The sequence below is a fragment of the Streptomyces sp. NPDC003943 genome, assembly GCF_053605265.1.
In genome coordinates this window covers 84,297-109,609 of sequence record NZ_JBSGIW010000015.1, presented here as the reverse complement: position 1 = coordinate 109,609, position 25,313 = coordinate 84,297, and the positions used below count along the sequence as shown (strand labels likewise).

At 72.8% G+C, this 25,313-nt stretch carries 25 protein-coding genes; 20 read left to right on the top strand and 5 right to left on the bottom strand.

Going from position 1 to position 25,313, the window contains the following annotated elements; all coding sequences use genetic code 11:
- Nucleotides 1-100: 100 nt before the first annotated feature.
- The 10 genes from ACWEV0_RS09675 (at nt 101) to ACWEV0_RS09630 (ending at nt 9,630) form a co-directional block, all read left to right on the top strand.
- Nucleotides 101-1,267, top strand: coding sequence for a nitronate monooxygenase (locus tag ACWEV0_RS09675; RefSeq protein ID WP_453147949.1), 1,167 nt, complete (start codon nt 101-103; stop codon nt 1,265-1,267).
- On the top strand, nt 1,264-2,007 hold the full coding sequence (locus ACWEV0_RS09670; protein WP_453147947.1) for a 16S rRNA (uracil(1498)-N(3))-methyltransferase: 744 nt from the start codon (nt 1,264-1,266) through the stop codon (nt 2,005-2,007). The genes ACWEV0_RS09675 and ACWEV0_RS09670 overlap by 4 nt, the downstream gene beginning before the upstream one ends.
- A gap of 139 nt (nt 2,008-2,146) precedes the next feature.
- Entirely contained in the window at nt 2,147-2,506 is a 360-nt protein-coding gene (locus tag ACWEV0_RS09665) for a histidine triad nucleotide-binding protein (RefSeq protein WP_453147946.1), read from the top strand.
- 15 nt (nt 2,507-2,521) lie between these two features.
- Complete coding sequence (locus ACWEV0_RS09660) at nt 2,522-3,424, top strand: ribonuclease Z (RefSeq protein WP_453147944.1); 903 nt, start codon at nt 2,522-2,524, stop codon at nt 3,422-3,424.
- Nucleotides 3,425-3,480: 56 nt separating this feature from the next.
- The gene (locus ACWEV0_RS09655; protein ID WP_453147943.1) at nt 3,481-4,476 is read left to right on the top strand and encodes an adenosine deaminase; all 996 of its coding nucleotides are present in this window, start codon (nt 3,481-3,483) and stop codon (nt 4,474-4,476) included.
- Nucleotides 4,477-4,896: 420 nt separating this feature from the next.
- Nucleotides 4,897-6,009, top strand: coding sequence for a carbohydrate kinase family protein (locus ACWEV0_RS09650; protein WP_453147941.1), 1,113 nt, complete (start codon nt 4,897-4,899; stop codon nt 6,007-6,009).
- A gap of 336 nt (nt 6,010-6,345) precedes the next feature.
- On the top strand, nt 6,346-7,431 hold the full coding sequence (locus ACWEV0_RS09645; protein ID WP_453147939.1) for a PhoH family protein: 1,086 nt from the start codon (nt 6,346-6,348) through the stop codon (nt 7,429-7,431).
- 12 nt (nt 7,432-7,443) lie between these two features.
- Nucleotides 7,444-7,941, top strand: a complete 498-nt coding sequence (gene ybeY, locus ACWEV0_RS09640) for an rRNA maturation RNase YbeY (protein ID WP_403793034.1) — start codon at nt 7,444-7,446, stop codon at nt 7,939-7,941.
- A 31-nt stretch (nt 7,942-7,972) separates the two neighbouring features.
- On the top strand, nt 7,973-9,280 hold the full coding sequence (locus tag ACWEV0_RS09635) for a hemolysin family protein (RefSeq protein WP_453147936.1): 1,308 nt from the start codon (nt 7,973-7,975) through the stop codon (nt 9,278-9,280).
- Nucleotides 9,277-9,630, top strand: coding sequence for an MmcQ/YjbR family DNA-binding protein (locus tag ACWEV0_RS09630; RefSeq protein ID WP_403793037.1), 354 nt, complete (start codon nt 9,277-9,279; stop codon nt 9,628-9,630). Before ACWEV0_RS09635 ends, ACWEV0_RS09630 begins: the two co-directional genes overlap by 4 nt.
- Before the next feature lie 3 nt (nt 9,631-9,633).
- On the opposite strand, the gene ACWEV0_RS09625 is transcribed toward ACWEV0_RS09630, so the two are convergent.
- Entirely contained in the window at nt 9,634-11,085 is a 1,452-nt protein-coding gene (locus ACWEV0_RS09625) for an MFS transporter (RefSeq protein ID WP_453147934.1), read from the bottom strand.
- 78 nt (nt 11,086-11,163) lie between these two features.
- Between ACWEV0_RS09625 and ACWEV0_RS09620 the strand changes: the two genes are divergently transcribed.
- The 7 genes from ACWEV0_RS09620 to era all read left to right on the top strand — a co-directional run bounded on the left by ACWEV0_RS09620 (nt 11,164) and on the right by era (nt 17,585).
- The gene (locus ACWEV0_RS09620) at nt 11,164-12,078 is read left to right on the top strand and encodes a helix-turn-helix transcriptional regulator (RefSeq protein ID WP_453147932.1); all 915 of its coding nucleotides are present in this window, start codon (nt 11,164-11,166) and stop codon (nt 12,076-12,078) included.
- Between the two features lie 152 nt (nt 12,079-12,230).
- The gene (locus ACWEV0_RS09615; RefSeq protein ID WP_453147931.1) at nt 12,231-12,962 is read left to right on the top strand and encodes a hypothetical protein; all 732 of its coding nucleotides are present in this window, start codon (nt 12,231-12,233) and stop codon (nt 12,960-12,962) included.
- 43 nt (nt 12,963-13,005) lie between these two features.
- Nucleotides 13,006-13,368, top strand: a complete 363-nt coding sequence (locus ACWEV0_RS09610) for a cytidine deaminase (RefSeq protein ID WP_453147929.1) — start codon at nt 13,006-13,008, stop codon at nt 13,366-13,368.
- Between the two features lie 201 nt (nt 13,369-13,569).
- Nucleotides 13,570-14,049 carry a hypothetical protein gene (locus ACWEV0_RS09605; protein ID WP_451609547.1) on the top strand — a complete coding sequence of 160 codons (480 nt, stop codon included), beginning with the start codon at nt 13,570-13,572 and terminating at the stop codon, nt 14,047-14,049.
- A 206-nt stretch (nt 14,050-14,255) separates the two neighbouring features.
- Nucleotides 14,256-15,590 (top strand): beta-xylosidase, encoded by a 1,335-nt coding sequence (locus ACWEV0_RS09600; RefSeq protein ID WP_453147928.1) that lies wholly within the window; start codon nt 14,256-14,258, stop codon nt 15,588-15,590.
- A 37-nt stretch (nt 15,591-15,627) separates the two neighbouring features.
- Nucleotides 15,628-16,596 carry a WxL protein peptidoglycan domain-containing protein gene (locus tag ACWEV0_RS09595; RefSeq protein ID WP_453147926.1) on the top strand — a complete coding sequence of 323 codons (969 nt, stop codon included), beginning with the start codon at nt 15,628-15,630 and terminating at the stop codon, nt 16,594-16,596.
- Between the two features lie 29 nt (nt 16,597-16,625).
- Entirely contained in the window at nt 16,626-17,585 is a 960-nt protein-coding gene (gene era, locus ACWEV0_RS09590; protein WP_403793050.1) for a GTPase Era, read from the top strand.
- An 11-nt stretch (nt 17,586-17,596) separates the two neighbouring features.
- Here era and ACWEV0_RS09585 read toward each other — a convergent pair whose 3' ends face one another.
- Nucleotides 17,597-17,863 carry a protealysin inhibitor emfourin gene (locus ACWEV0_RS09585; protein ID WP_453147924.1) on the bottom strand — a complete coding sequence of 89 codons (267 nt, stop codon included), beginning with the start codon at nt 17,861-17,863 and terminating at the stop codon, nt 17,597-17,599.
- Nucleotides 17,864-17,883: 20 nt separating this feature from the next.
- Nucleotides 17,884-18,924 (bottom strand): M4 family metallopeptidase, encoded by a 1,041-nt coding sequence (locus ACWEV0_RS09580; RefSeq protein WP_453147922.1) that lies wholly within the window; start codon nt 18,922-18,924, stop codon nt 17,884-17,886.
- A gap of 296 nt (nt 18,925-19,220) precedes the next feature.
- Here ACWEV0_RS09580 and leuA point away from each other — a divergent pair, with 296 nt between their 5' ends.
- The 3 genes from leuA to ACWEV0_RS09565 all read left to right on the top strand — a co-directional run bounded on the left by leuA (nt 19,221) and on the right by ACWEV0_RS09565 (nt 22,240).
- Nucleotides 19,221-20,990, top strand: coding sequence for a 2-isopropylmalate synthase (leuA, locus tag ACWEV0_RS09575; protein WP_453147920.1), 1,770 nt, complete (start codon nt 19,221-19,223; stop codon nt 20,988-20,990).
- A 38-nt stretch (nt 20,991-21,028) separates the two neighbouring features.
- A complete protein-coding gene (locus ACWEV0_RS09570; RefSeq protein WP_453147919.1) occupies nt 21,029-21,391 on the top strand; it encodes a hypothetical protein in 363 nt (120 codons plus the stop codon).
- Between the two features lie 156 nt (nt 21,392-21,547).
- Nucleotides 21,548-22,240, top strand: a complete 693-nt coding sequence (locus ACWEV0_RS09565; RefSeq protein ID WP_453147917.1) for a TerB family tellurite resistance protein — start codon at nt 21,548-21,550, stop codon at nt 22,238-22,240.
- 119 nt (nt 22,241-22,359) lie between these two features.
- On the opposite strand, the gene ACWEV0_RS09560 is transcribed toward ACWEV0_RS09565, so the two are convergent.
- Nucleotides 22,360-23,739 (bottom strand): LuxR family transcriptional regulator, encoded by a 1,380-nt coding sequence (locus ACWEV0_RS09560; RefSeq protein ID WP_453147915.1) that lies wholly within the window; start codon nt 23,737-23,739, stop codon nt 22,360-22,362.
- A 116-nt stretch (nt 23,740-23,855) separates the two neighbouring features.
- Nucleotides 23,856-25,229 (bottom strand): FAD-dependent oxidoreductase, encoded by a 1,374-nt coding sequence (locus tag ACWEV0_RS09555; protein ID WP_453147913.1) that lies wholly within the window; start codon nt 25,227-25,229, stop codon nt 23,856-23,858.
- Nucleotides 25,230-25,313 lie beyond the last annotated feature (84 nt).

The window sequence follows — 25,313 nt, the reverse complement described above, 5'->3', positions numbered from 1 at the left end:
TCCCCCCGCGGGCGCCGCCCCCCTTGGGTGCGGGCCGCCCCTGCGCGTATCGCCGCCGTATCGATTCGGCGGCGTCGCACCGGCATGGCACGATGCCTGCATGTCCACCGCTCTGAACGATCTCTCTCGTCATCCGATCGTGCAGGCCCCCATGGCGGGTGGCGCCTCCTGTCCCGAGCTCGTCGGGGCCGTGTGCGAGGCCGGTGCGCTGGGCTTCCTGGCCGGCGGGTACAAGACCGCGGGCGGGTTGTACCAGGAGATCAAGCAGGTGCGCGCGCTCACCGCGCGGCCGTTCGGGGTCAACCTGTTCATGCCGCCGGGCGGTCAGTCCGCCGACCCGGCGGCCGTCGAGGTGTACCGGCAGCAGCTGGCCGGTGAGGCCACCTGGTACGAGACGGAGCTCGGCGACGCCGAGCAGGGCCGGGACGACGCCTACGACGCCAAGCTGGCGATCCTGCTCGACGACCCCGTGCCGGTCGTCTCCTTCGCCTTCGGCTGCCCGGACCGCGACGCGCTGCACGCGCTCGCCCGGGTCCGCACGTACACGATCGTCACCGTCACCTCGGTCGAGGAGGCCCGGACGGCCGAGCGGGCCGGGGCCGACGCGATCTGTGTGCAGGGCACGGAGGCCGGCGGGCACCAGAGCACCCACCGCGACGACCCGGCGGGCCTGCCCGGCGCCGGCAGCGGCCGCGGACTGCTCCCGCTGCTGACCGAGGTCCGCGAGGCCGTGCGGCTGCCTATCATCGCGACCGGCGGGATCATGCGGGGCCGCCAGATCGCCGCCGTGCTCGCGGCGGGCGCCGACGCCGCCCAGCTCGGCACCGCCTTCCTGGTCTGCCCCGAGTCCGGGGCGCATCCGCTGCACAAGCGCGCCCTGACCGACCCGCTCTTCACGCACACCGAGCTGACCCGGGCCTTCTCGGGGCGGCCGGCCAGGGGCCTGGTGAACCGTTTCATGCGCGAGCACGGGCCGTACGCCCCCGCCGCGTACCCCGAGGTCCACCACGTCACGGCGCCGCTGCGCAAGGCCGCCGCGACCGCCGGGGACCCGCAGGGCATGGCCCTGTGGGCCGGGCAGGGCCATCGGCTGGCCCGAGAGCTGCCGGCCGGGCGGCTCGTCGAGGTCCTCGCCGAGGAACTCGCGGAAGAGCTCGCGGCCGTCGGTACCGTCACCGCATCAGGCAACAAGCCAGGCAGCGGGCCGGGCAACAAGCCAGGCAGCAACAGGCCAAGTAACAGGTCGAGCAACAGGAGCACCTCGTGACCGCACCCGTCTTCGTCGTCGACGCCGTCCCCGCCGTCGGCGGGTTCCTCCTCGACGGGCCCGAGGGCCGGCACGCCGTCTCCGTGAAGCGCCTGCGCGCGGGGGAGGAGCTGGTGCTCACCGACGGGCGGGGAGCCTGGGCGGAGTGCGCGGTCGCCGCCGCCGAGGGCAAGGACCAGCTGACCGTCGAGGTCACCGCCGTCCACGAGGACCCGGAGCCCGCGCCCCGCATCACCGTCGTCCAGGCCCTGCCCAAGGGCGACCGCGGCGAACTGGCCGTCGAGACCATGACGGAGACCGGCGTCGACGCGATCGTGCCGTGGGCCGCGTCCCGCTGCATCACGCAGTGGAAGGGCGACCGCGGTCTGAAGGCGCTCGGCAAGTGGCGGGCCACCGCACGCGAGGCCGGCAAGCAGTCGCGCCGCACCCGCTTCCCCGAGGTCGCCGAAATGATGACGTCCAAGCAGGTCGCCGCGCTGCTCGCGGGTGCCGACTTCGCCGCGGTGCTGCACGAGGACCGCGACCACCCGAGCGGCGCGCTGGCGACGGCCGAGCTGCCCGGGAAGGGGTCGATCGTGCTCGTCGTCGGGCCCGAAGGGGGCGTGTCCCCGGAGGAGTTGGCACTCTTCGAGGAGGCGGGCGCCCGGCCGTACCGGCTCGGGCACAGCGTGCTGCGCACGTCGACGGCGGGAACCGCGGCGGCGGCGCTGGTGCTCGGCCGCACCGGACGCTGGTCGTGAAGGGCCGGTGGCCGGCCCGCGTTGTCGGTCGGCCCCGATAGCATCTGATCGACATCGACAGTGACGTCGAGAGCGGCGTCGAGCGTGACGCCGACAGTGGCGTCGAGAGCGACACCGACCGAGGCGAGGAGGCCCGGGCATGGCCGGAGAGCCGCAGAGCGACTGCCTGTTCTGCAAGATCGCGGCGGGGGAGGTCCCGGCGACGATCGTGCGCGAGACGGAGACGACGGTCGCGTTCCGCGACATAAACCCGCAGGCGCCCACGCACGTCCTGGTGATCCCCCGACGGCACTACCCGGACGCCGCGTCGCTCGCCGCCGCGGAGCCGGTGATCGCCGCGGACGTACTGCGCGAGGCCGGTGAGGTCGCCGCGGAGGAGAAGATCGACGGCAGCGGCTTCCGGATCGTCTTCAACACCGGCGCGGGCGCCGGGCAGACCGTCTTCCACGCCCACGCCCACGTGCTGGGCGGCCGCGGCCTCAACTGGCCGCCCGGATAGGCCCGGACGGTCCCCTTGTCCGTACGTGAACTGGTCGTCCTCGGCACGGCCAGCCAGGTCCCGACCCGGCATCGCAACCACAACGGCTATCTGCTGCGCTGGGACGGGCAGGGCATCCTCTTCGACCCCGGCGAGGGCACCCAGCGGCAGATGCTGCGGGCCGGGGTCGCGGCGCACGACCTGAACCGGATCTGCGTCACGCACTTCCACGGGGACCACTCGCTGGGCCTGGCCGGGGTGATCCAGCGGATCAACCTCGACCAGGTCCCGCACCCGGTCACCGCGCACTACCCGGCGAGCGGGCAGCGCTTCTTCGAGCGCCTGCGGTACGCGACGGCCTACCGCGAGACGGTGCGGCTGGCCGAGGCGCCGGTCGCCGCCGACGGGCCGCTCGCGGTCACCGACGCGTTCACGCTCGACGCTCGCCGGCTCTCCCACCCCGTCGAGTCGTACGGCTACCGGCTCACCGAGCCGGACGGGCGCCGCATACTCCCGGAGCGGCTGGCCGCGCACGGCATCGCCGGGCCGGACGTCGGCCGCATCCAGCGCGAGGGCGTTCTCGGCGGCGTCACGCTGGAGGACGTGAGCGAGGTGCGGCGAGGCCAGCGGTTCGCGTTCGTCATGGACACGCGGCTGTGTGACGGGGTGTACGAGCTCGCCGAGGGCGCCGACATGCTCGTCATCGAGTCGACCTTCCTCGACGAGGACGTCCAGCTCGCCGTCGACCACGGCCATCTGACCGCCGGTCAGGCCGCGGCGGTCGCACGGGACGCGGGCGTACGGCACCTCGTGCTCACGCACTTCTCACAGCGGTACGCGGATCCGGCGGAGTTCGAGCGGCAGGCGCGGGCGGCCGGGTTCGCGGGGGAGCTGAGCGTCGCCCAGGATCTGATGAGGGTCCCCATGCCCAGGCGCTAGTCGCACGAGCGCCAGACCAGTACCACCCCACGCGAGATCCAGGAAGCAGCACCACCATGCCGGTACCCAAGGCCGAACTCCACCTCCACATCGAAGGCACCCTCGAACCCGAGCTGGCCTTCGCCCTCGCCGAGCGCAACGGCGTCACCCTGCCGTACGCGGACACGGCCGCGCTCCGGGAGGCGTACAGCTTCAGCGACCTCCAGTCCTTCCTGGACCTCTACTACTCCCTCATGGCCGTGCTCCGCACCGCCGAGGACTTCACCGACCTCGCCGAGGCGTACCTGGCGCGCGCCGCCGAGCAGGGCGTACGGCACGCCGAGATCTTCTTCGACCCGCAGGCGCACGCCGTCCGCGGTGTCCCCATGGGCGTCGTCGTGGAGGGCCTCGCGGCCGCGCTCGACCGCGCCGAGGAGCGCCACGGCATCTCCACCCGCCTCATCATGTGCTTCCTGCGCGACGAGTCGGCCGAGTCCGCGCTGGCCACGCTCGACGCCGCCAGGCCGCACCTCGACCGGATCACCGGCGTCGGCCTCGACTCGGCGGAGGTCGGGCACCCGCCGGCCAAGTTCCGCGCGGTGTACGAGGAGGCGGCGCGGCTCGGGCTGCGGCGCGTCGCCCACGCGGGCGAGGAGGGGCCCGCGGAGTACATCCGCGAGGCGCTGGACGTGCTCGGCGTGGAGCGCGTCGACCACGGGCTGCGCTGCCTGGAGGACCCGGAGCTCGTGGACCGGCTGGTCCGCGAGCGGGTGCCGCTGACGCTGTGCCCGCTGTCGAACGTGCGGCTGCGCGCGATCGACGTCCTGGAGCAGCATCCGCTGCGCCGGATGCTCGACGCGGGGCTGGTCGCGACGGTGAACTCGGACGACCCGGCGTACTTCGGCGGCTACGTCGGGGACAACTTCACCGCGGTGCGGGACGCGCTGGGCCTGGCGCCGGAGCAGCTGCGGACGCTGGCCCGGAACTCGTTCCTGGCGTCGTTCCTGGAGGACGACGAGGAGCGGCGGGAGCGGTACCTGGCGGAGGTCGAGGCGTACGACTTCGGGGCGTAGCGCCGGGGTACGGGGCGGGGAGCGGGGCGCCCGCGGCGGGCTTTCCCCGGCCCCGCGCCTTCCCGGTCCGGCGGCTGGCCCCGTGCCCTCCTCGCCCCGCGCCTTCCCCGGCCCCGCGCCTCGGCCCGCGCCTCGGCCCCGCGCCTTCCCGGGCCGGCGACCGGGCCCCGGGCGCCCCCCCGTGGCACACGGGCGGCGCTACCGCTCGGGCGTTCCAGGGAACGAACCGGGAAATGAGACGGCGCCCGGTGATCCACGGGCGCGCGGCACCATGTGTAGCAAGCACCCGAGTGGGCGGAGCAGGCGTTCAGCCCCGGGCGCGGAATCGTCGCGTCCACCCCGCCCCACCGTCCCCTTCGGGCACACTGTCCGGATCAGCACCTCGTGCCGATCCGCCGCACCACGACCGGGGAGCCCGCCGTGACCGACCGCGACCGCGAACGCCACACCGACGTCGACCCGCTCGTGTGCCTGCGCGAGCCCACCGACCCGGACTGCGACGTCTTCCTCACGGGCACGGTCTTCCTCGACATCATCTTCACCGGCCTCGACAGCGCTCCCGTCCGCGGCACCGAGTCCTGGGCCCGGGGCATGGGCTCCAGCCCCGGCGGCGTCGCCAACATGGCCACCGCGCTCGCCCGGCTCGGCCTGCGTACCTCGCTCGCCGCCGCGTTCGGCGACGACCACTACGGCGAGTACTGCTGGGACGCCCTGGAGCAGGGCGAGGGCATCGACCTCTCGCTGTCGCGGACGGTGCCCGGCTGGCACTCGCCCGTCACCGTCTCCATGGCGTACGAGGGCGAGCGCACGATGGTCTCGCACGGCCACGCCGCCCCGCCGCTCGACGGCGCCCTGCCCGCCTACCCGCCGCACGCCCGCGCCGCCGTCGCCTCCCTGGTGCCCGGCCGCAGCGAGGAGTGGGTGGCGCGGGCCGCCCGCAGCGGGGCGAAGGTGTTCGCGGACGTCGGCTGGGACGACACCGGGCACTGGGACCTGGCCGGCCTGACCGACCTGGAGCACTGCGAGGCGTTCCTGCCTAACGCCGCCGAGGCCATGCGCTACACCCGCACCGACTGCCCGCGCGCCGCCGCGCGGGCGCTCGCCGACAAGGTCCGCTACGCCGTCGTCACCCTCGGATCGGAGGGCGCCTACGCCGTGGACGGCGCCACCGGCGAGACCGCCGAGGTGCCCGCGATCCAGGTCGCCGCCCTCGATCCGACCGGCGCCGGTGACGTCTTCGTCGCCGGCTTCGTCACCGGCACCCTGGCCGGTTGGCCGCTCGCCGACCGGCTCGCCTTCGCCGGGCTGACGGCCGCGCTGTCCGTGCAGGAGTTCGGCGGCTCGCTGTCCGCGCCGACCTGGGGCGAGATCGCCGCCTGGTGGCAGCACGTCCAGGGCCACGAGGGCCAGGACCCGGCCGCCCTGCGCGACCGCTACGCCTTCCTGGAGCGCCTCCTGCCCGGCGCCGCCCGCCCGTGGCCGCTCCGTCGCGCCGTCCCCACCATCGGCTTCCGCCCGGCGCCGGCCCCGTAACCGCCGGCCCTCGCTCTGGGCCCCGCGCCGTAACCGTCGGCCCTCGCTCTGGGCCCCGCGCCGTAACCGCCGGCCCTCGCTCTGGGCCCCGCACCCGTAACCGCCGGTACGGCGCTGGTGCCGCCCGGCCCCCGTGCGCGGCCCGCGCCGTAACCCCCGGCCCCCGCGCGCGGCCCGGGCCCGTAACCCCCGGTAATGGCCCGGCCCCGCGCCCGGCCCTGCCCCGTAAAAAGCGTTCAGGGTTGTCCGACCCGAGTCGTAGGCTTGGTATCCGAGAGGTTGTCGAGCAGCGAGAACCCTGCGACGGGAGGTATGTGCAGGCCACAGTGCCGGCCCATGACTCAGACACCCACAGCCCACGCCCCTGCGCCGGGGCAGGCACGCGCTCAGTTCACCGTCCCCGCGAAGCACCCGATGGTGATGGTCCTCGGATCCGGTGACGCCCTGCTGCGCGTGATCGAGGAGGCGTTCCCGTCCACGGACATCCACGTGCGGGGAAACCAGATCAGCGCCGTGGGCGACCCCAGTGAAGTCGCCCTGATACAGCGCCTGTTCGACGAGATGATGCTGGTGCTCCGCACCGGACAGCCGATGACGGAGGACGCCGTGGAACGGTCGATCGCCATGCTGCGGGAGGAGAACGGGGAGGCGGTGGCCGAGACGCCGTCCGAGGTGCTCACGCAGAACATCCTCTCCAGCCGCGGCCGCACCATCCGCCCCAAGACCCTCAACCAGAAGCGCTATGTCGACGCCATCGACAAGCACACCATCGTCTTCGGCATCGGCCCCGCCGGCACCGGCAAGACGTACCTGGCCATGGCCAAGGCGGTCCAGGCCCTGCAGTCCAAGCAGGTCACCCGGATCATCCTGACCCGGCCGGCGGTCGAGGCGGGTGAGCGGCTCGGCTTCCTGCCCGGCACGCTCTACGAGAAGATCGACCCGTACCTGCGCCCGCTGTACGACGCGCTGCACGACATGCTCGACCCGGACTCCATCCCCAAGCTGATGGCCAACGGGACGATCGAGGTCGCGCCGCTCGCGTACATGCGAGGCCGGACGCTCAACGACGCGTTCATCATCCTCGACGAGGCGCAGAACACGAACCCCGAGCAGATGAAGATGTTCCTCACCCGCCTCGGCTTCGACTCGAAGATCGTCATCACCGGTGACATCACCCAGGTCGACCTGCCCGGCGGCACGAAGAGCGGTCTGCGCCAGGTCCGCGACATCCTCGACGGGGTCCAGGACGTGCACTTCTCGATGCTCACGTCGCAGGATGTCGTCCGGCACAAGCTCGTCGGCCGTATCGTCGACGCGTACGAGCAGTACGACATCCGCAACGAGGGCAAGCGCGAGGGCCGGCACGACGGCCGTCGCGACAGCCGTCGCGAGGACCGTCGTGAGGACCGCAACGGGAAGTAGAAGCAACAGCACATGTCGATCGACGTCAACAACGAGTCCGGCACCGAGGTCGACGAGCAGGCGATCCTCGACATCGCCCGCTACGCGCTCGGGCGCATGCGCATCCACCCGCTCTCCGAGCTCTCGGTGATCGTCGTGGACGCCGAGGCGATGGAGCAGCTCCACATCCAGTGGATGGACCTGCCGGGCCCGACGGACGTCATGTCCTTCCCGATGGACGAGCTGCGCCCGCCGTCGAAGGACGACGAGGAGCCCCCGCAGGGCCTCCTCGGCGACATCGTGCTCTGCCCCGAGGTCGCCAAGAAGCAGGGCGACGAGGCCCCGACGCGGCACTCCATGGACGAGGAGCTCCAGCTGCTCACCGTCCACGGAGTGCTGCACCTGCTCGGCTACGACCACGAGGAGCCGGACGAGAAGGCCGAGATGTTCGGCCTCCAGGCCGCCATCGTGGACGGCTGGCGTGCGGAGAAGGGCCTGACCGGCCCCTCGCCGGCGCCGACCGTCTCCTGACCCCGGACGGGACAGGACAGGTCCGTCCGTCATGAACGCACAACTGATCCTGGGCGCCGTCGCGCTGGTCGTCGTCGCCTGGCTCGCCGCCTGCGCCGAGGCCGGCATGGCCCGCGTCTCCAGCTTCCGCGCCGCCGAGGCCGTCCGGACCGGGCGGCGCGGCGCCGAGAAGCTGGCGCAGGTCGCCTCCGACCCGACCCGCTATCTCAACGTGGCGCTGCTCGTTCGCGTCGCCTGCGAGACGGCGGCCGGCGTCCTCGTCACCTACGCCTGCCTGGAGGCCTTCCCGGAGACCTGGCAGGCGCTGCTCGTCGCCATCGCCGTGATGGTGCTCGTCTCGTACGTCGCCGTCGGCGTCTCGCCGCGCACCATCGGCCGCCAGCATCCGCTGAACACGGCGACCGCCGCCGCGTACGTGCTGCTGCCGCTGGCCCGCGTCATGGGCCCGATCCCGCAGCTGCTCATCCTCATCGGCAACGCGGTGACGCCCGGCAGGGGTTTCCGCAAGGGCCCGTTCGCCTCCGAGGCCGAGCTGCGGGCGATGGTCGACCTCGCCGAGCAGGAGTCGCTGATCGAGGACGAGGAGCGCCGCATGGTGCACTCGGTCTTCGAGCTCGGCGACACCCTCGTCCGCGAGGTGATGGTGCCGCGCACCGACCTCGTCGCCATCGAGCGCTACAAGACCGTCCGCCAGGCCCTGACCCTCGCGCTGCGCTCCGGCTTCTCCCGGATCCCGGTGACCGGTGAGAACGAGGACGACATCGTCGGCATCGTGTACCTGAAGGACCTGGTCCGCAAGACGCACATCAACCGCGACGCCGAGGCCGACCTGGTGTCCACGGCGATGCGCCCGGCGGCCTTCGTGCCCGACACCAAGAACGCCGGCGACCTGCTGCGCGAGATGCAGCAGGAGCGCAACCACGTCGCCGTCGTCATCGACGAGTACGGCGGCACGGCAGGCATCGTCACCATCGAGGACATCCTGGAGGAGATCGTCGGCGAGATCACCGACGAGTACGACCGGGAGCTGCCGCCCGTCGAGGAGCTCGGCGACGAGCGCTACCGGGTCACCGCCCGCCTCGACATCGGCGACCTCGGCGAGCTCTACGGCTTCGGCCCGGACGAGTACGACGACGAGGACGTCGAGACGGTCGGCGGACTGCTCGCCAAGGCCCTCGGGCGGGTGCCGATCGCCGGCGCCAACTCGGTCGTCGAGCTCCCGGACGGGCGGACCCTGCGGCTCACCGCCGAGTCCCCGGCCGGCCGCCGGAACAAGATCGTGACCGTGCTCGTCGAACCCGTCGGCACCGCCGGCCCCGAGGAGGGAACCGAGTCGTGACGCCCGACCAGCTGCGCGCCTTCTGCCTGGACTTCAACGACGCGACCGAGGAGTTCCCCTTCGGGCCCGACGTCTCCGTCTTCAAGGTGGCCGGGAAGATGTTCGCGCTGTCCTGGCTCGACGGCGACCCGCTCACGGTCAACCTCAAGTGCGACCCGGACGACGCCGTACGGCTCCGCGAGGAGTACCCGGCGATCGCCCCCGGCTACCACATGAACAAGCGGCACTGGAACACGGTGAACGTGGGAGAGCTCCCGGACCGGATGGTCCGGGAGCTCGTCGAGGACTCGTACGACCTGGTGGTCGCCGGGCTTCCGAAGGCGGTACGGCTCCGCCTCGACCGGCCCTGACGGTCAGGCACGCTTTCCCGCGGCACGCTTCGAGCCGCGCAGGCCCAGCGCCACCAGGACCGCCGTCACCAGGACGATCGCCGCGTCCAGGGCGAGGACCGTGCGCACGCCCCCGTACAGGCTGTCGCCGGTGGTGGCGAGGACGCCGAGCAGCGGGATGCCGACGGTGAGACCGACCTGCTGGGTCGTGGTCACCAGACCGGTGGCCAGGCCCTGCTCCTCGTCCGGGACGCCGGAGGTGACGGTCACGCCGTACGAGATGATCGCGCCCAGGTGGCACATCGAGGCCAGCGAGACGGCGACCGTGGCCACGACGGCGCCCGAGTCGGCGCCGACGGCGAGCAGCGCCGCGGTGAGCACGCCCTGGCCGGTGAGGCCGAGGACCAGGGTGCGGCGGGCGCCGATCCGGCCGATGACCCTGGCGGCGAAGGAGCCGGCGAGGACCGACAGGGCGCCCTGCACACCGAAGACCAGACCGGTCTGGAAGCCGGACAGGCCCAGCGTCTCCTGCAGGTAGAGGGTCAGGACGAAGACGACCGTCGACATCATCGCGAAGGTGATCAGCCCGCCCAGGTTGCCGAAGGCGACCGTGCGCCGCTTCAGCATCGGCAGCGAGACGAGCGGGGCGGCGTGCCGGGACTCGACGATCACGAAGGCGACCAGCAGGGCCACGCCCGCCACGAGGGTGACCAGGACGTCCGCGCCGCCGAAGCCGCGCTGGGCGGCCGTCGAGAGCGAGTAGATCAGCGACAGCAGACCGGCGGTGACGGTCACCGCGCCCGGCACGTCCAGGCGGGGCCGCTCGGGAGTGCGGGACTCGGGCAGCAGGCCCGGGGCGAAGGGCAGCACGAGCGCGCTGAACAGGGCCAGCAGGCCCATGGTGGAGCGCCAGCCGAAGGTGTCCGTCATGACACCGCCGAGGACCATGCCGATGGTGAAGCCGAGCGACAGGATGGTGCCGGAGATACCGAGCGCCCGGTCGCGCTGCGGTCCCTCGGGGAAGGTCGTGGTCAGCAGGGCCATGCCGGTCGGCACGATCATCGCCGCACCCAGGCCCTGCAGCGCGCGGCCGGTGAGGAAGGCGGCCGGGTTCCAGGCGAAGGTGGCGAGCAGCGAGGCCGCGCCGAAGAGCGCGAGGCCGGTGAGGAACAGCTTCTTGCGCCCGTACAGGTCGCCGATCCGGCCGGAGAGCAGCAGGAAGCCGCCGGACGGCAGGGCGAAGGCGGTGACGGCCCACTGGAGGGCGGCGGGGCTGAGGCCGAGGTCGGCGCCGAGCACGGGCAGGGCCACGTTCAGGACGGAGAAGTCCAGCGACACCATGAACTGGGCGGCGCACAGCACGATCAGGATGAGCCGGGCGCGGCCGTCCAGCGCGGGAGCCGGCGCCGGGGGCGGTGCGATCCCGGTGGGGGAAGCCTTGGGGGAAGCCTTGGGGGAGGAGGTCGTGGTTGCCATGGCCACGACTCTCGTGGCTCGGGAATGCCCGTGGGGAGCGGGAACTTATGCTGTTGGTCGTACCACCAGGCAACACCCATGCGCGTCCCGGGGGAGGAAGCACACGTGGCCACCGCACTGGAGAGCACGGAGGGCAAGGCACACCGACTCGCCGAGCTGCGCGAGTTCCTGATGAGCCGACGGGCCCGGGTCAGCCCCGCCGAGGCGGGCCTGCCGGACGGCGGCGCGCGGCGCCGCACGCCCGGACTGCGCCGGGAGGAGGTCGCCGTGCTCGCCGGGGTCGGCGTCTCCTGGTACCAGTGGCTGGAGCAGGGCCGCGACATCACCGTCTCCCCGCAGGTCCTCGACTCCGTCGCCCGGGTGCTGCGGCTCAGCCCGACCGAGCGGCGCCATCTGTACGTCCTCGCGGGGCTCAACCCGCCGGCGCCCGAGACCGCGCCCGAGGACCGGGACATGTGCCACGGGCTGCGCCGCCTCATCGACACGTGGATGCCGTTCCCGGCGCACATCATGGACGTGTACTGGAACACGGTCATGTACAACGACGCGGCGGCCATCGTGCTCGGCATGCGCCCCGAGATCGTGCAGAACTGCCTGATCGCCTTCTTCACCGACCCGCTGTACCGCGCGCGGTCGAACTGCTGGGAGCGGGTGGCGCCGCAGGTCGTCGCCCAGTTCCGGGCCGCCTGCTCGGAGCATCCCGGCGACGACGGCTTCCGCACGGTGGTCGAGGAGGCGAAGGCGGCGAGCCCGGAGTTCGCGGAGCTGTGGGAGCGGCGGGACATCCGGCCCGGCGGCCTCAACCGCAAGGAGCTGGAACACCCGCTGGTCGGCCCGCTCTTCGTCGAGGCCACCCAGCTGCGCGTGCCGGCCCGCCCGGACCTGGTGATCGTGCTGCACACCCCGCTCGCGGAGGCGGACACGGCGGCGAAGCTGGAGTGGCTGGTGTCGCCGGAGGGGCGGCGCGGGGCGATGTACCCGGTGGCCGGCTGAGGGGTCCGGGTCCCGGGGCGGCCTCCGGGGCGAGTTGGCGGTACGGGGACCTCGGCGAAGCGGTGTCAGAGACTCCGGATATCCTCACGCCGCACGTCACCGCAGGACGCGGCCGTGCTCACCCCTGCCGCCTCACCCCTAGGGCTCGCATCATGCGTACGCGTTTCTCCCGCGGCCTGTCCGCCGCGCTCGCCGTCTCCGCCCTCTCGCTGACCGCCGCCTGCGGCGGTGGCGCGGACGACACCAAGAAGGACGGCGCCGACAAGCCGGCCGCCTCCGCCACCGCGGCGGCCACCTCCGCCGCGCCGCAGCCGGCCGGCCCGCTGACCGACGCCCAGATGAAGGCCGCCGCCCTTGAGGCCAAGGACCTGCCGGCGGGCTGGAAGGCCGGCAAGGTGGAGAACGGCCCGGCCTTCGGCAAGGCCGACAAGGCCGAGTGCGTGGCGGTCACCGACCTGTTCGCCCCGGCCGTCAAGGGCGCGACGACCGGCGCGGACCTCCACTTCACTCAGGGCAAGAACACCACGCTCGACCAGCAGGTCCTCACCTTCCCGGGCACCGGCGCGGCCGACTTCGCCAAGGCGGTCGGCGCCGCCGCCGACGGCTGTACCTCCTTCAACACCACGGCCGAGGGCATGAAGCTGAAGGGCACGGTCAAGAAGCTGACCGCCCCGGCCGGCGCCGAGGAGGCGCACGCCTTCCGCGTGACGGTCACCATGCCCGACATGGGGTACACGACCCAGGTCGACCTCCTCGTCGCCCGCCAGGGCAGCGGCGTGACCCGCCTCGCGTTCGACCCGGCCAGCGACGCCACCGGCCACAAGGACTTCGACGCCCTCGCCAAGACGGCGGTGGAGAAGTTCGCCAAGGCCGCCCAGGGCTGAGACCCGCCCCCGTGGCCGCCCCGCCCCGACCTATCCTCGGATCATGACACTCAACCGCGAGCACGACGACCTCGGCGCCGAGGACCTCAAGATCATCACGCTGGCGCGCAGCGCCCGCGCCCGCAACGGAGTGCCGGAGGGCGCGGCGGTACGGGACGAGACGGGGCGCACCTATGTCGCCGGCACCGTCGACCTCGACTCGCTCAAGCTGAGCGCGCTCCAGACGGCGGTCGCCATGGCCGTCGCCAGCGGCGCCCAGTCCCTGGAGGCCGCGGCGGTCGTCTCCACCGCCGAGGCCGCCTCGGCGGCGGACCGCGCGGCGGTGCGGGACCTGGGCGGGCCGGAGACCCCGGTGCTGCTCGCGGGCCCCGACGGGCAGCTGCGGGTCGCGGTGACGGCGGGCTGACCCCGTCGAACGAGCAGGGGGAGCCCGGCGCGAGCACGATGCGCCGGGCTCCTCACACATGACCCTTGTGCTCTTGTGAAGAATGCGCGTCAATAAGCACCGGTCCGCTTGATGGGCCGTCAGAAACGCGTCGTCAGGGACGCGTCCTCCACGCAGTGCCCGCACCCCTGCGTTCGTCATCGGAAGGGGTACGACCTCGCCATGAGAAGCAGAAGCAGCTTAGGGATCGTCGCGGTGCTGTCCGGGGCGCTCGCCGCCGCCGGGCTCGCCTTCGCACCGGGTGCCGCCGCCGTCTCGCCGGGCTCGGCCACGGCGACGTACGACTGCGGGTCGTGGGGCGGCGGCGGTGCCACCCTCACCGCCACGCAGAGCGGCACGGCCGCGACCATCACCATCACCTCCGCCGTGAAGACGCCGATCTCCGTCGGCGCCGACCAGATCAGCGCCAGTCTGACGATGGCCAAGGCCGGCGGTGGCACCCGGGTCTTCACGGGCAAGAAGAACCCGCCGCTCGCCGCCAACCAGTCGGTGACGATCGGCCCGCTCAGCGGGACGGTCGCCTCCGGTGACAGCCTCAACTCCTACTTCGCGGGCACCGCGCTCTCCATGGTGATCTTCGGTGTCACGGTGAACTGTGACGCGCTCACCTCGCAGTCGCCCGGGCCCTTCGTGTTCAGCTGAGCCCTGTCCCGCACGTCCGGCCGGTACCGCCGAGAGCGGTACCGGTCCTTGCTGTGGTCGAACACGGCTGACCTGCGGAAACGCGTCAAATGTGCCGATCTTGACAGTATCTGATGGCCCATCAGTCGGTGCATTTCGATTCCATTGACTTCTCTCGGCCCGCGGCCGTCAATGGCGCCCTCTCATCTCCCTCAGGAGGGGCCCACATGCTCTTCACACCACGAAGACGGCGCCGCTGGACCGCCGTCCTCGGCGCCACCGCGCTCGCCGTCACCGCGGGCGGCGCGCTCGCCGCCCCCGCCGGCGCGGTCTCCACCGCCTCCCAGGCCGTCGACTTCGCCACCCACTGCGTGCCGCCGCCGATCGCGGGCATCCCGCCCATCGACGGCACCACCACCGCCCAGATCACCGTCGACAACGCCGCGCCCAAGGTCGGCGACACGGTCACCGTCACCTACACGGTCACCAAACCCGCCGCCTCCAACCCGGTGGACCTCGCCCTCCCGGCCGACATCATGACCCCGAGCGGCAAGGTCACCCTCGGCGGCGCCCAGTCCGGCGCGGTCACCGTCACCGGACCCAAGAAGAACCCGCCCATCCCCGGCAAGGGCTCCTTCCCGCCCTTCTCGATGAGCGGCACCTTCACCGTGACCGAGCCCGGCGCGATCACGCTCTCGCCCGGCGACTACAACATCCACACCTCGTACCTGATGGAGCTGGACACCCCCTGCACCGTCAGCAACCCGCCCGCGCCCGTCTCCGAGACGGTCACCGCCGCCGCGCAGCCCGGCGCCAACGAGCGCGCGCTCCAGCTCGACAACGCCTCCGGGGCGCCCGGTGTCCGGGTCACCGTCTCCGGCACCAAGTTCACCCCGCTCACCGAGGTCACCGTCGTCGGCCGGGCCGGCGCCGCCGAGACCGCCGACCGGATGACGGTCACCACGGACAGCGAGGGCGGTTTCGCCGCGCGCCTGAAGGTCACCGACCTGGCGACCACCGGGATCGTGGCGTACGAGGGCGCGGCCTGGGACCCCGACAAGGGCGCCGGCCCGGTCGCGTACCAGGTCATCGACGACACCCCGGCCCCGCCGAACAGCCAGAAGATCACCGCGACGGTCAAGGCGGGCACGCTGTCGATGACCCAGGCCGGTGACGCCGTCCAGCTCTCGGCCGTCGACTTCGGCCAGGGCGGCGCGGCCACCGGCGCGCTGCAGACGGTGACGGTCAAGGACTTCCGCGGCGGCCCCGCGGGCTGGTCCCTGACCGGCAAGGTCACCGACTTCACCGGACCCGGCGGCGCGTCCGTCGGCGCCGGGCGGCTCAGCTGGACCCCGGCCTGCGCCACCAAGGCCGGCAGCCCCAGCACCTGCGTCCCCGGCAGCGCCGGCCCCGTCGGCAGCGGTGGCGCGACCCTCGCTTCCACGCCCAACGGCACGCTCACGGGCGGCGAGTTCACCGTCGACGCGGGGCTCTCCCTCGACGTCCCGGCGTTCACGGCGCCGGGCTCGTACGCGGGCGTGCTGACGCTGACGCTGTCCTGACCGACACGAGAGAACCGAGCCAAAGGGGTCCGCACCCGTGCGCAAGCCGTACGTCCTCCTCCTGAACGTCCTGGCCGTCCTGGGCGCCGCGCTTCTGCTCGGCGCCCGGGACGCACCCCCGGCCTCCGCCGCCGAGAACGGCGAATGGGCCGTCTACCCCGCCGCCTCCCGCCTCGGCAGCCGCCCGTACTTCTACCTCTCCGCCGACCCCGGGACCACCGTCACCGACAAGGTCACCGTCGCCAACAAGACCGCCGCCCCGCTCACCTTCCTCCTCTACGGCGCCGACGCCTACAACACCGAACGCGACGGCGGCTTCGCCGTGCGCACCCGGCAGGAGCGGCAGACCGGCGCCGGCGCCTGGATCAGGCCCGCCCGGGACCGGGTCACCGTGCCGCCGCAGTCCGCCGTCACCGTGCCCTACACGCTCACCGTGCCCCCCGACGCCGAGCCCGGCGACCACCCCGGCGCCGTCGTCGCCCTCGACGAGCGGATCACCAAGGGCGGCGCCGGCGCGGTCGCGCTCGGCGTGCAGCGGGCGGTCGGCGCCCGGGTGTACCTGCGGGTCGGCGGCCCGACCGTGCCGGCGCTCGCCGTCGAGGACGTCACCCTCGACCAGGACCGGCCGCTCGTCCCCGGCACCCGGACGAGCACCGCCGTCGTCTCGTACACCCTCCACAACCGCGGCAACGTCACCCTGAACCCGAAGGTCGCCATCGAGGCCCGGGGCCTCTTCGGCCGGACCCTGCTCGCCCGCGACCTGGACCGGCTGCCGGCCGAGCTGCTGCCCCGGCAGAAGATCCGGCTGACCGAGCGGTGGAGCGGATCGCCGCAGCTCGACTGGGGCGAGGTGACGCTGACGGCGACCGCGAAGGACGTCCGCGAGTCGGCCGGCGTGTCCTTCCTGGCGCTGCCCTGGCTGCCGCTCACGGTGCTCGCCGCCGGCGCCGCCGGAGGCGCCGTCGCCCGCCGGACCCGCCGTCGCGCGACGCCGGGGGCGGACTGAGTACGTGAGGAGGTCGCGCATCGGGGACAATGGCCCCCATGAGCGTTCGCACCCCCGAGACCGATGAGAACACCGCCCCCCACCGGGCGGGCTTCGCCTGCTTCGTCGGGCGCCCCAACGCGGGCAAGTCCACCCTGACGAACGCTCTGGTCGGCCAGAAGGTGGCGATCACCTCCAACCGGCCGCAGACCACCCGGCACACCGTCCGCGGCATCGTGCACCGCCCGGACGCCCAGCTGGTCCTGGTCGACACCCCCGGCCTGCACAAGCCGCGCACGCTGCTCGGCGAGCGCCTGAACGACGTCGTGCGCACCACCTGGGCCGAGGTCGACGTGATCGGCTTCTGCCTGCCCGCCGACCAGAAGCTCGGCCCCGGCGACCGCTTCATCGCCAAGGAGCTCGCCGAGATCAAGAAGACGCCCAAGGTCGCGATCATCACCAAGACCGACCTGGTCGACTCCAAGACCCTCGCCGAGCAGCTGATCGCGATCGACCAGCTCGGCAAGGAGCTGGGCTTCGAGTGGGCGCAGATCGTGCCCGTCTCGGCCGTCGGCAACAAGCAGGTCCAGCTCGTCGCCGACCTGCTCATCCCGCTGCTGCCGGAGTCCCCGCCGCTCTACCCGGAGGGCGACCTCACCGACGAGCCCGAGATGGTCATGGTCGCGGAGCTGATCCGCGAGGCCGCGCTCGAAGGCGTACGGGACGAGCTGCCGCACTCCATCGCGGTGGTCGTCGAGGAGATGATCCCGCGCGAGAACCGCCCGGCGGACCGGCCGCTGCTCGACATCCACGCCAACGTGTACATCGAGCGGCCCAGCCAGAAGGGCATCATCATCGGCCCCAAGGGCAAGCGCCTGAAGGAGGTCGGGACGAAGTCCCGCAAGCACATCGAGGCGCTGCTCGGGACCCCGGTCTTCCTCGACCTGCACGTGAAGGTCGCGAAGGACTGGCAGCGGGACCCGAAGCAGCTGCGCAAGCTGGGCTTCTAAGCCCCTCGGGGCTAAGCGCCTTCCTTCAGAACGAGCTGGATCAGCTCGCGCTGTTCGTCGGTGAGGTGCGGGTCCGCGCACTTCACCGTCTGGCCGTCGATCGTGATCTCGTAGGCGAAGCCGTCGGGGACCCCGCGGGTCTGCGGCGGCGGCGGCGCGGTGAGGGTCCGCTGGGCCAGGTCCCGCAGATGCCCGTCATCGGGCCGGCCGTCGGTCTCCACCTCCGCGTCCTTCTCGATGCCCGCGAAGCCCCCTGTGCGTACGACGCGAATTCTCATGGGGCCTGTCTACCGCACCCTCAGGCCGTCGGCACGCCGACGGCCGCCCAGGCGTCCCGCACCGCCTTGACCTCTTCACCCTCGTTGTAGCGGGCCTTCGCCGCCGCGACCGTCGCCGCCGCGAAGTCGGAGAACTTCGCCTCCTCGTCGAGCGTGCCGCCGGTCAGGACGTCGTACCAGATCTGCCCGGCCCGCTCCCACGCGTTCCCGCCGAGCGCCGTGGCGACCAGGTAGAAGGCGTGGTTCGGGATGCCCGAGTTGATGTGGACGCCGCCGTTGTCGGAGTGCGTGCGGACGTAGTCGTCCATCGTCGCGGGCTGCGGGTCCTTGCCGAGTTCGTCGTCGTCGTACGCCGTGCCCGGCGCCTTCATGGAGCGCAGTGCCACGCCCCGGTCGATGGCGGGGCCGAGCAGTCCCTCGCCGATGAGCCAGTCGGCCTGGTCGGCCGTCTGGCCGAGCGCGTACTGCTTCACCAGCGAGCCGAAGACGTCCGACACGGACTCGTTGAGCGCGCCCGACTGCCCGTAGTAGGCGAGGTTCGCGGTGCTCTGGGTGACGCCGTGGGTGAGCTCGTGGCCGATGACGTCGACCGAGACGGTGAAGTCGACGAAGAGCTGGCCGTCGCCGTCGCCGAACACCATCTGCTCGCCGTTCCAGAAGGCGTTGTCGTACTTCTCGTCGTAGTGGATGCTCGCGATCAGCGGCATGCCGTTGCCGTCGATCGACGCGCGTCCGTACACCTTCTCGTAGAGGTCGTAGGTGGCGCCGAGGCCCGCGTAGGCCCGGTTGCCGGTGGCGTCGGCGGTCGGCTGCCCGCCCTCGTCCTGGATCTTGACGCCCGGCAGGTCGGTGCCGTTCCGGGCGTCGTAGATCGTGCGGCGGACCCCGGTGGCCCCGGCCGGCGCGACGGGCAGGGCCAGCCGGCGGGCGGTGCGGTGCCCGGCGTCGGCCACCAGGGTCCGCCGGGCGGCCTCGGCGAAGGCGGGATTGTCGGACCGTGCGAGCCGCTCCAGGATGTGCGGCGGGACGATCGAGCAGAAGACAGACGAGTGGGGAGTCATTGCAGCAATGTGGCACTGCGTGGTGCCGGTGTCACGACCTGCGACAGTGATTGGCGAAATGGAGTGATAGGTCACCTTTTCTGCTTGACGGCGACGCCGTCCCGCATACTGAAACGGGACGTCCGCCTCCGCCACACCTGGGCTACAGTGACGCACATCATGCGTTTCGGGCTGCTTCTCCTTAGCTGCCGCGGCGAGGGCCTGTAGTCGTAGGCCGACCCCCTCCCCGCGGGTTTCGGTGTTGCGTTCGACAGTCGGCCGTCCTTCCCGCAGGACCCTCCGAGGAGCCCTACGCAATGTCCCAGTCGCCCTTCATCAGCCGTCCGACGCCCGTCACCAACGCGACGCACCTGCAGAAGCCGTCCGGCATGCCGGTGCACAAGTACGGGCAGTACGAGGCCGTCGACATCCCGGACCGCACCTGGCCCGAGCAGCGCATCACCAAGGCGCCGCGCTGGCTGTCGACCGACCTGCGCGACGGCAACCAGGCCCTGATCGACCCGATGTCCCCGGCCCGCAAGCGCGAGATGTTCGACCTGCTGGTCCGCATGGGCTACAAGGAGATCGAGGTCGGCTTCCCGTCCTCCGGCGAGACCGACTTCGCGTTCGTGCGCTCGATCATCGAAGAGGGCGCGATCCCGGACGACGTCACCATCTCCGTACTGACCCAGGCCCGCGAGGACCTGATCGAGCGGACCGTGGAGTCCCTGAAGGGTGCCAAGCGGGCCACCGTGCACCTGTACAACGCGACCGCGCCGACCTTCCGCCGGGTCGTGTTCCGCGGCTCGAAGGACGACATCAAGCAGATCGCCGTCGACGGCACACGCCTGGTGATGGAGTACGCGGAGAAGCTGCTGGGCCCGGAGACCACCTTCGGCTACCAGTACAGCCCGGAGATCTTCACCGACACCGAGCTGGACTTCGCCCTGGAGGTCTGCGAGGCGGTCTGCGACGTGTGGCAGCCCGGCCCCGGCCGCGAGATCATCCTGAACCTGCCCGCCACCGTGGAGCGCTCGACGCCGTCCACGCACGCGGACCGCTTCGAGTGGATGTCCCGCAACCTGAGCCGCCGCGAGCACGTCTGCCTGTCCGTCCACCCGCACAACGACCGCGGTACGGCGGTGGCGGCGGCCGAGCTGGCGATCATGGCCGGCGCCGACCGCATCGAGGGCTGCCTGTTCGGGCAGGGCGAGCGGACCGGCAACGTCGACCTGGTCACCCTGGGCATGAACCTGTTCAGCCAGGGCGTCGACCCGCAGATCGACTTCTCGCAGATCGACGAGATCCGTCGGACCAGCGAGTACTGCAACCAGATGGAGGTCCACCCGCGCCACCCCTACGCGGGCGACCTGGTCTACACCGCCTTCTCCGGCTCCCACCAGGACGCCATCAAGAAGGGCTTCGACGCCATGGAGGCCGACGCGGCCGCCCAGGGCAAGACCGTCGACGAGATCGAGTGGGCCGTCCCGTACCTGCCGATCGACCCGAAGGACGTCGGCCGCTCCTACGAGGCCGTCATCCGGGTCAACTCGCAGTCCGGCAAGGGCGGCATCGCGTACGTCCTGAAGAACGACCACAAGCTGGACCTGCCGCGCCGGATGCAGATCGAGTTCTCGAAGATCATCCAGGCGAAGACCGACGCCGAGGGCGGCGAGGTCACGCCGAAGGAGATCTGGTCCGTCTTCCAGGACGAGTACCTGCCCACCGCGGACCCGGACAACGCCTGGGGCCGCATCCAGCTGCGCTCCGGCCAGTCGACCTCCGACACGGACGGCACCGACACGCTGACCGTCGAGGCTGTCGTCGACGGCGTCGAGACCGTCCTGACCGGCTCCGGCAACGGCCCGATCTCCGCCTTCTTCGCCGCGCTGCAGGCGATCGGCGTGGACGCCCGCCTGCTGGACTACCAGGAGCACACGATGAGCGAGGGCGCGTCCGCGCAGGCCGCCTCGTACATCGAGTGCGCCATCGACGGCAAGGTCCTGTGGGGCATCGGCATCGACGCGAACACGACGCGCGCGTCGCTGAAGGCCGTCGTGTCGGCGGTGAACCGCTCGGCGCGCTGACGCCCCTTGCGCCCAGTGCCCCGCACCCCTTCCGGGGGGTGCGGGGCACTGTCGCGTGCGGGCACCACTACAAGAACCGGCCGGCGGCGCCCGGCGGCCCGGTCGTGCCGCCGCCGCAGCAGCCGAAGCCGGCCAAGACCCCGGTCCCGGCCGAGCCCGGCACGCCGGCCGGGACCCCTGGTTCTCCGCAGTCGTCCACCACCCCTTCCGCTTCCGTCCCCGCGCCCTCCGGACCCTCGTCGGCGGCCGTCCCGGTCCCCGTCCCCTCGTCCACCCCGGAGGGTGATCTCGCCACGACCGGTTCGTCCGTCGGACCTGGGGCGATCGGCGCCGGCGCGGCGGCCGTCCCGGCCGGCGGCGGCCTTCTGGCCTTCGCGAAGCTCCGCAAGCGGGCCTCCTGACGCCCGGCGGACGCCGGCCGGGGCCCCTTCCGGACCTCGGCGGGTCTCGGCCATCTCCTTGGCGTTCTGCTGACGAGGTGCTGACGCCACATCATCGATGTGGCTAACATCACGCCAACGCCGGCAGCGACGCCGGCGCGTCGAAGGAGGTGCGGCGTGCGATCTGCGCGGAAGTCTCGTGAGCGGAGCCTGGTTCTCTGCGGGATCCGGACCTCCTGGAACACGATCGGCGACGGCGAGTTCTTCTGCGAGGAGTGCGGCGGCGACCGCAACTACCGGCGCCGCACCGGCCGCCGCCGGTTCGCCCTCCTGGGCGTACCGCTGCTGCCGCGCGGCCACGCGGGCCCGGTCGTGGAATGCGCCGCCTGCCACACCCACTTCGGTACGGACGTGCTCACGCACCCGACGACCAGCCGCTTCTCGGGCATGCTCCGCGACGCCGTGCACACCGTCGCCCTCGCCGTCCTGGCCGCCGGCGGCACCTCGTCCCGCACCGCCGTCGACACCGCCGCCACCGGTGTCCGGGCCGCCGGATACGCGGACTGTACGGCCCTCCAGCTCGTCGAACTGGTCGAGGCGCTCGCCGCCGACACGGGCCGCTTCCTGCCGGACGTCAGCAGCGGGGGAGCGGCCCTCGCCATCGAACTCCACGAAGCCCTCGAACCCCTCTCCCCCCACCTCGCCGCCGCCGGCCGCGAATCGATCCTGCTGCAGGGCGCCCGCATCGCCCTGGCCGACGGGCCCTACACGCCCGCCGAGCGCGAGGTCCTGGGCACGGTGGGCAACGCGCTGGCGCTGTGCCCGGACGACACGGCGAGGCTGCTGGCGACGGCGCGAAAGGTCGGCTGACGGCGGAAGGCGACCCGGACGGCCCGGCCCGGCCCGGCTGGCGGGGTCGGGCCGGGTAGACCGGGGCGGCGGGGGCCGCGCACAGTCGGTGCGCCTGGTGGCGTCCGGGACGGGCGCGGTCAGGCCGGTGCGGCGCCCAGGCGGGCGAAGGCCGCGCGGGCGGCGGCCAGTTCGTCGGCCGCGGCCCGATCGGCCGCCGCGAGCCGCATCCGTACCCGCGCCGCCTCGTACGGCACCCGCAGCTCCAGCCACAGTGCGAGTGCGCGCCGCAGCGGCCCGGGCGCGCGCGTCACCGCTCCGCGCGCACTCGCCGCCATCGCCGTCAGCAGCGGCACCTCCCCGGCCGGGTCCAGCGCCTCGAGCCCTGCCACCGCATCCCCCGCCGCGTCCGTGTCGCCCAGCGCGAGGTGCGTTTCGACGAGCGCGGCGAGCAGCCGGGCCCGGCCGAGCACGTCGTGCGCCGGGTCGCTCTGGCAGTCCAGGGCCAGCCGCAACCCAGCCAGAGCCGGGTCCGCCCGGCCCTGCGCGAGCCGGAGCAGCGCAAGCCCCGGCTGCGGGACCCGTCCCAGCTCGTGCGCGTGCGCGTACGAGCGGGCCGCCTCGTCGAGCCGGCCCTGCCGGCGCTGGATCTCCCCGACCGCGTACGCGGCGGCCGCCGCCGTGTCGAGCGAGTCCGGCAACACCTCCTGGTACACGAGCCGCGCCTCCTCCTCGGCCCGCTGCCACTCGCCGAGCAGGTCGAGCACCTCGACGTGGTGGATGCGGAAGAGGGCGCGGAAGGGGTTGTCGGCGAGGTTCTGCGTGGCGGCCGCGCACCACGCCAGTGCCGCGTCCGTCCACTCCACCGTGCGCGCGAGGTCGGCCGCGCGCGTGCTCTCGCCGAGGGCCAGGTCGTACAGCCGGCCCGTGAAGAGGTCGCTCAGTTCGCCCGCCGTCACCGCGCGCATCGCCTCGTCGAGGAGGGCGAGCGCCTCCGCGCGGTGGGCCGGGCCCCGGGAGAGGAGGACGGAGGATTCGGCCTGGTGGCCGAGGGCGAGCAGGTCGCGGCTGCCGGAGCGGGCGGCGAGGCGGGTCATGCGGTGGGCGGCGGCGAGGGCCGTGGCCGGGGCGTGGTGTTCCTCGGCGTCGGCGACGTCGGACCAGGCGAGGAGGCACTGCTCGGGGCAGTCGGGCCGGCCCTCCAGGTGGTGGCGGGCCCGGTGCAGCCAGCCCGCGGCGGCGACGGGGCGCCCGAGCCGGCGGTACTCCGCGGACAGCCACCACGCGGCGCGCCCCGCGCCGCGCGGGTCGTGCGCCGCGACGTACGCGGCATGGGCGCGCAGCCGGGCCGCGACCGACTCGTCGACGTGACCGGACCACCAGGCGGAGTCGGCGAGGGCGTCGAGCTCGGCGGGCCCGAGGGGCGCGAGGGGATGCCGGTCGGCGGCGTGCAGCAGCCCGTACCGCCCGGCCCAGTCCTCGCCGGCCGCCGCGTTCGTGGCCCGCGCGACGACAGTCACGCCTCCAGCGTAGGACCGGGCCCGGGACGGGGCCCGGGGACGCCACCGGCCCCGTACACGCCACCGGGCCCGGGGATGCCCCCGGGCCCGGTGCCGACGCGTTCTCGTCCTGCGGGTCAGGCGAGTTCGACGCCGCTCGCTCGCAGCATGTCCTCGCGCTCCACGATCTTCACGCGCTCGCGGCCCTGCGGCTCGCCGAGGGCCTTCTCCGCCGCGTCGAGCTTGTACCAGCCCTCCCACGTCGTGTACGTGATGCCCTTGTCCTCCAGGAAGGCCACGACAGCGGCCTCGTCCGGGGTCTCGGGGGTGAGCAGGCGGCCGTTGGCGTGGTCGTCGAGCAGGTTGGCCACGGTCTCGTTCGCGTCGCCCTTGGTGTGGCCGATGAGGCCGACGGGGCCGCGGCGGATCCAGCCGGTGACGTAGGTGGAGGCCATGTGCTCGCCGGTCTCCTCGAGGACCCGGCCGCCCTCGTCGGGGACGGTGCCGCTGACGGCGTCCCACGGGAGCTTCGGCAGCTCGTCGGAGAGGTAGCCGACGGCGCGGTAGACGGCCTGGACGTCCCAGTCGGTGGTCCGGCCGGTGCCCTTGACGTTGCCGGTGCCGTCCAGCTCGGTGCGCTCGGTGCGCAGGCCGACGACCTTGCCGTCCTCGCCGAGGATCTCGACCGGCGACTCGAAGAAGTGCAGGAAGAGCTTGTGCGGGCGGTCGCCGACGTCGCGGATCGCCCAGTTCTCCAGGGTCTTGGCGACCATGTCGGTCTGCTTGTTCTTGCGGCGCTCGGCGATCGAGCCCTCGTCGTAGTCGATGTCCTCGGGGTTGACGATGACCTCGATGTTCGGCGAGTGGTCCAGCTCGCGCAGCTCCATGGGGCTGAACTTCGCCTGGGCCGGGCCGCGGCGCCCGAAGACGTGGATCTCGACGGCCTTGTTGGCCTTGAGGCCGTCGTACACGTTCGCCGGGATCTCGGTCGGCAGCAGCTCGTCGGCCGTCTTCGCGAGGATGCGGGCGATGTCGAGGGCGACGTTGCCGACGCCGAGGACGGCGACCTTCTCGGCGGAGAGCTCCCAGGTGCGCGGGACGTCCGGGTGGCCGTCGTACCAGGAGGCGAAGTCGGCGGCGCCGAGGGAGCCGTCGAGCTCGACGCCCGGGATGCGCAGCTCGCGGTCGGCCATGGCGCCGGTGGAGAAGATCACGGCGTCGTAGAAGGCGCGGAGGTCGTCGAGGTGGACGTCGGTGCCGTAGTCGACGTTGCCGAAGAGGCGGACCTGCGGCTTGTCGAGGACCTGGTGGAGGGCGGTGATGATGCCCTTGATGCGCGGGTGGTCGGGCGCGACGCCGTAGCGGATCAGGCCGAAGGGGGCGGGCATCCGCTCGAAGAGGTCGATGGACACACCCGGTTCGGCGGCGGCCTCGGACTTCAGCAGCGCATCAGCGGCGTAGATCCCGGCGGGGCCGGCGCCGACGATCGCGACCCGGAGGGGGCGGGGCATGACGGGTTTCCCTTCGCAAGCGACGAGGCGGCGAGGGGAGCCGCCGCTTAGGTCACCCTAAATAACGCGTGTCGCGGGAGAGTA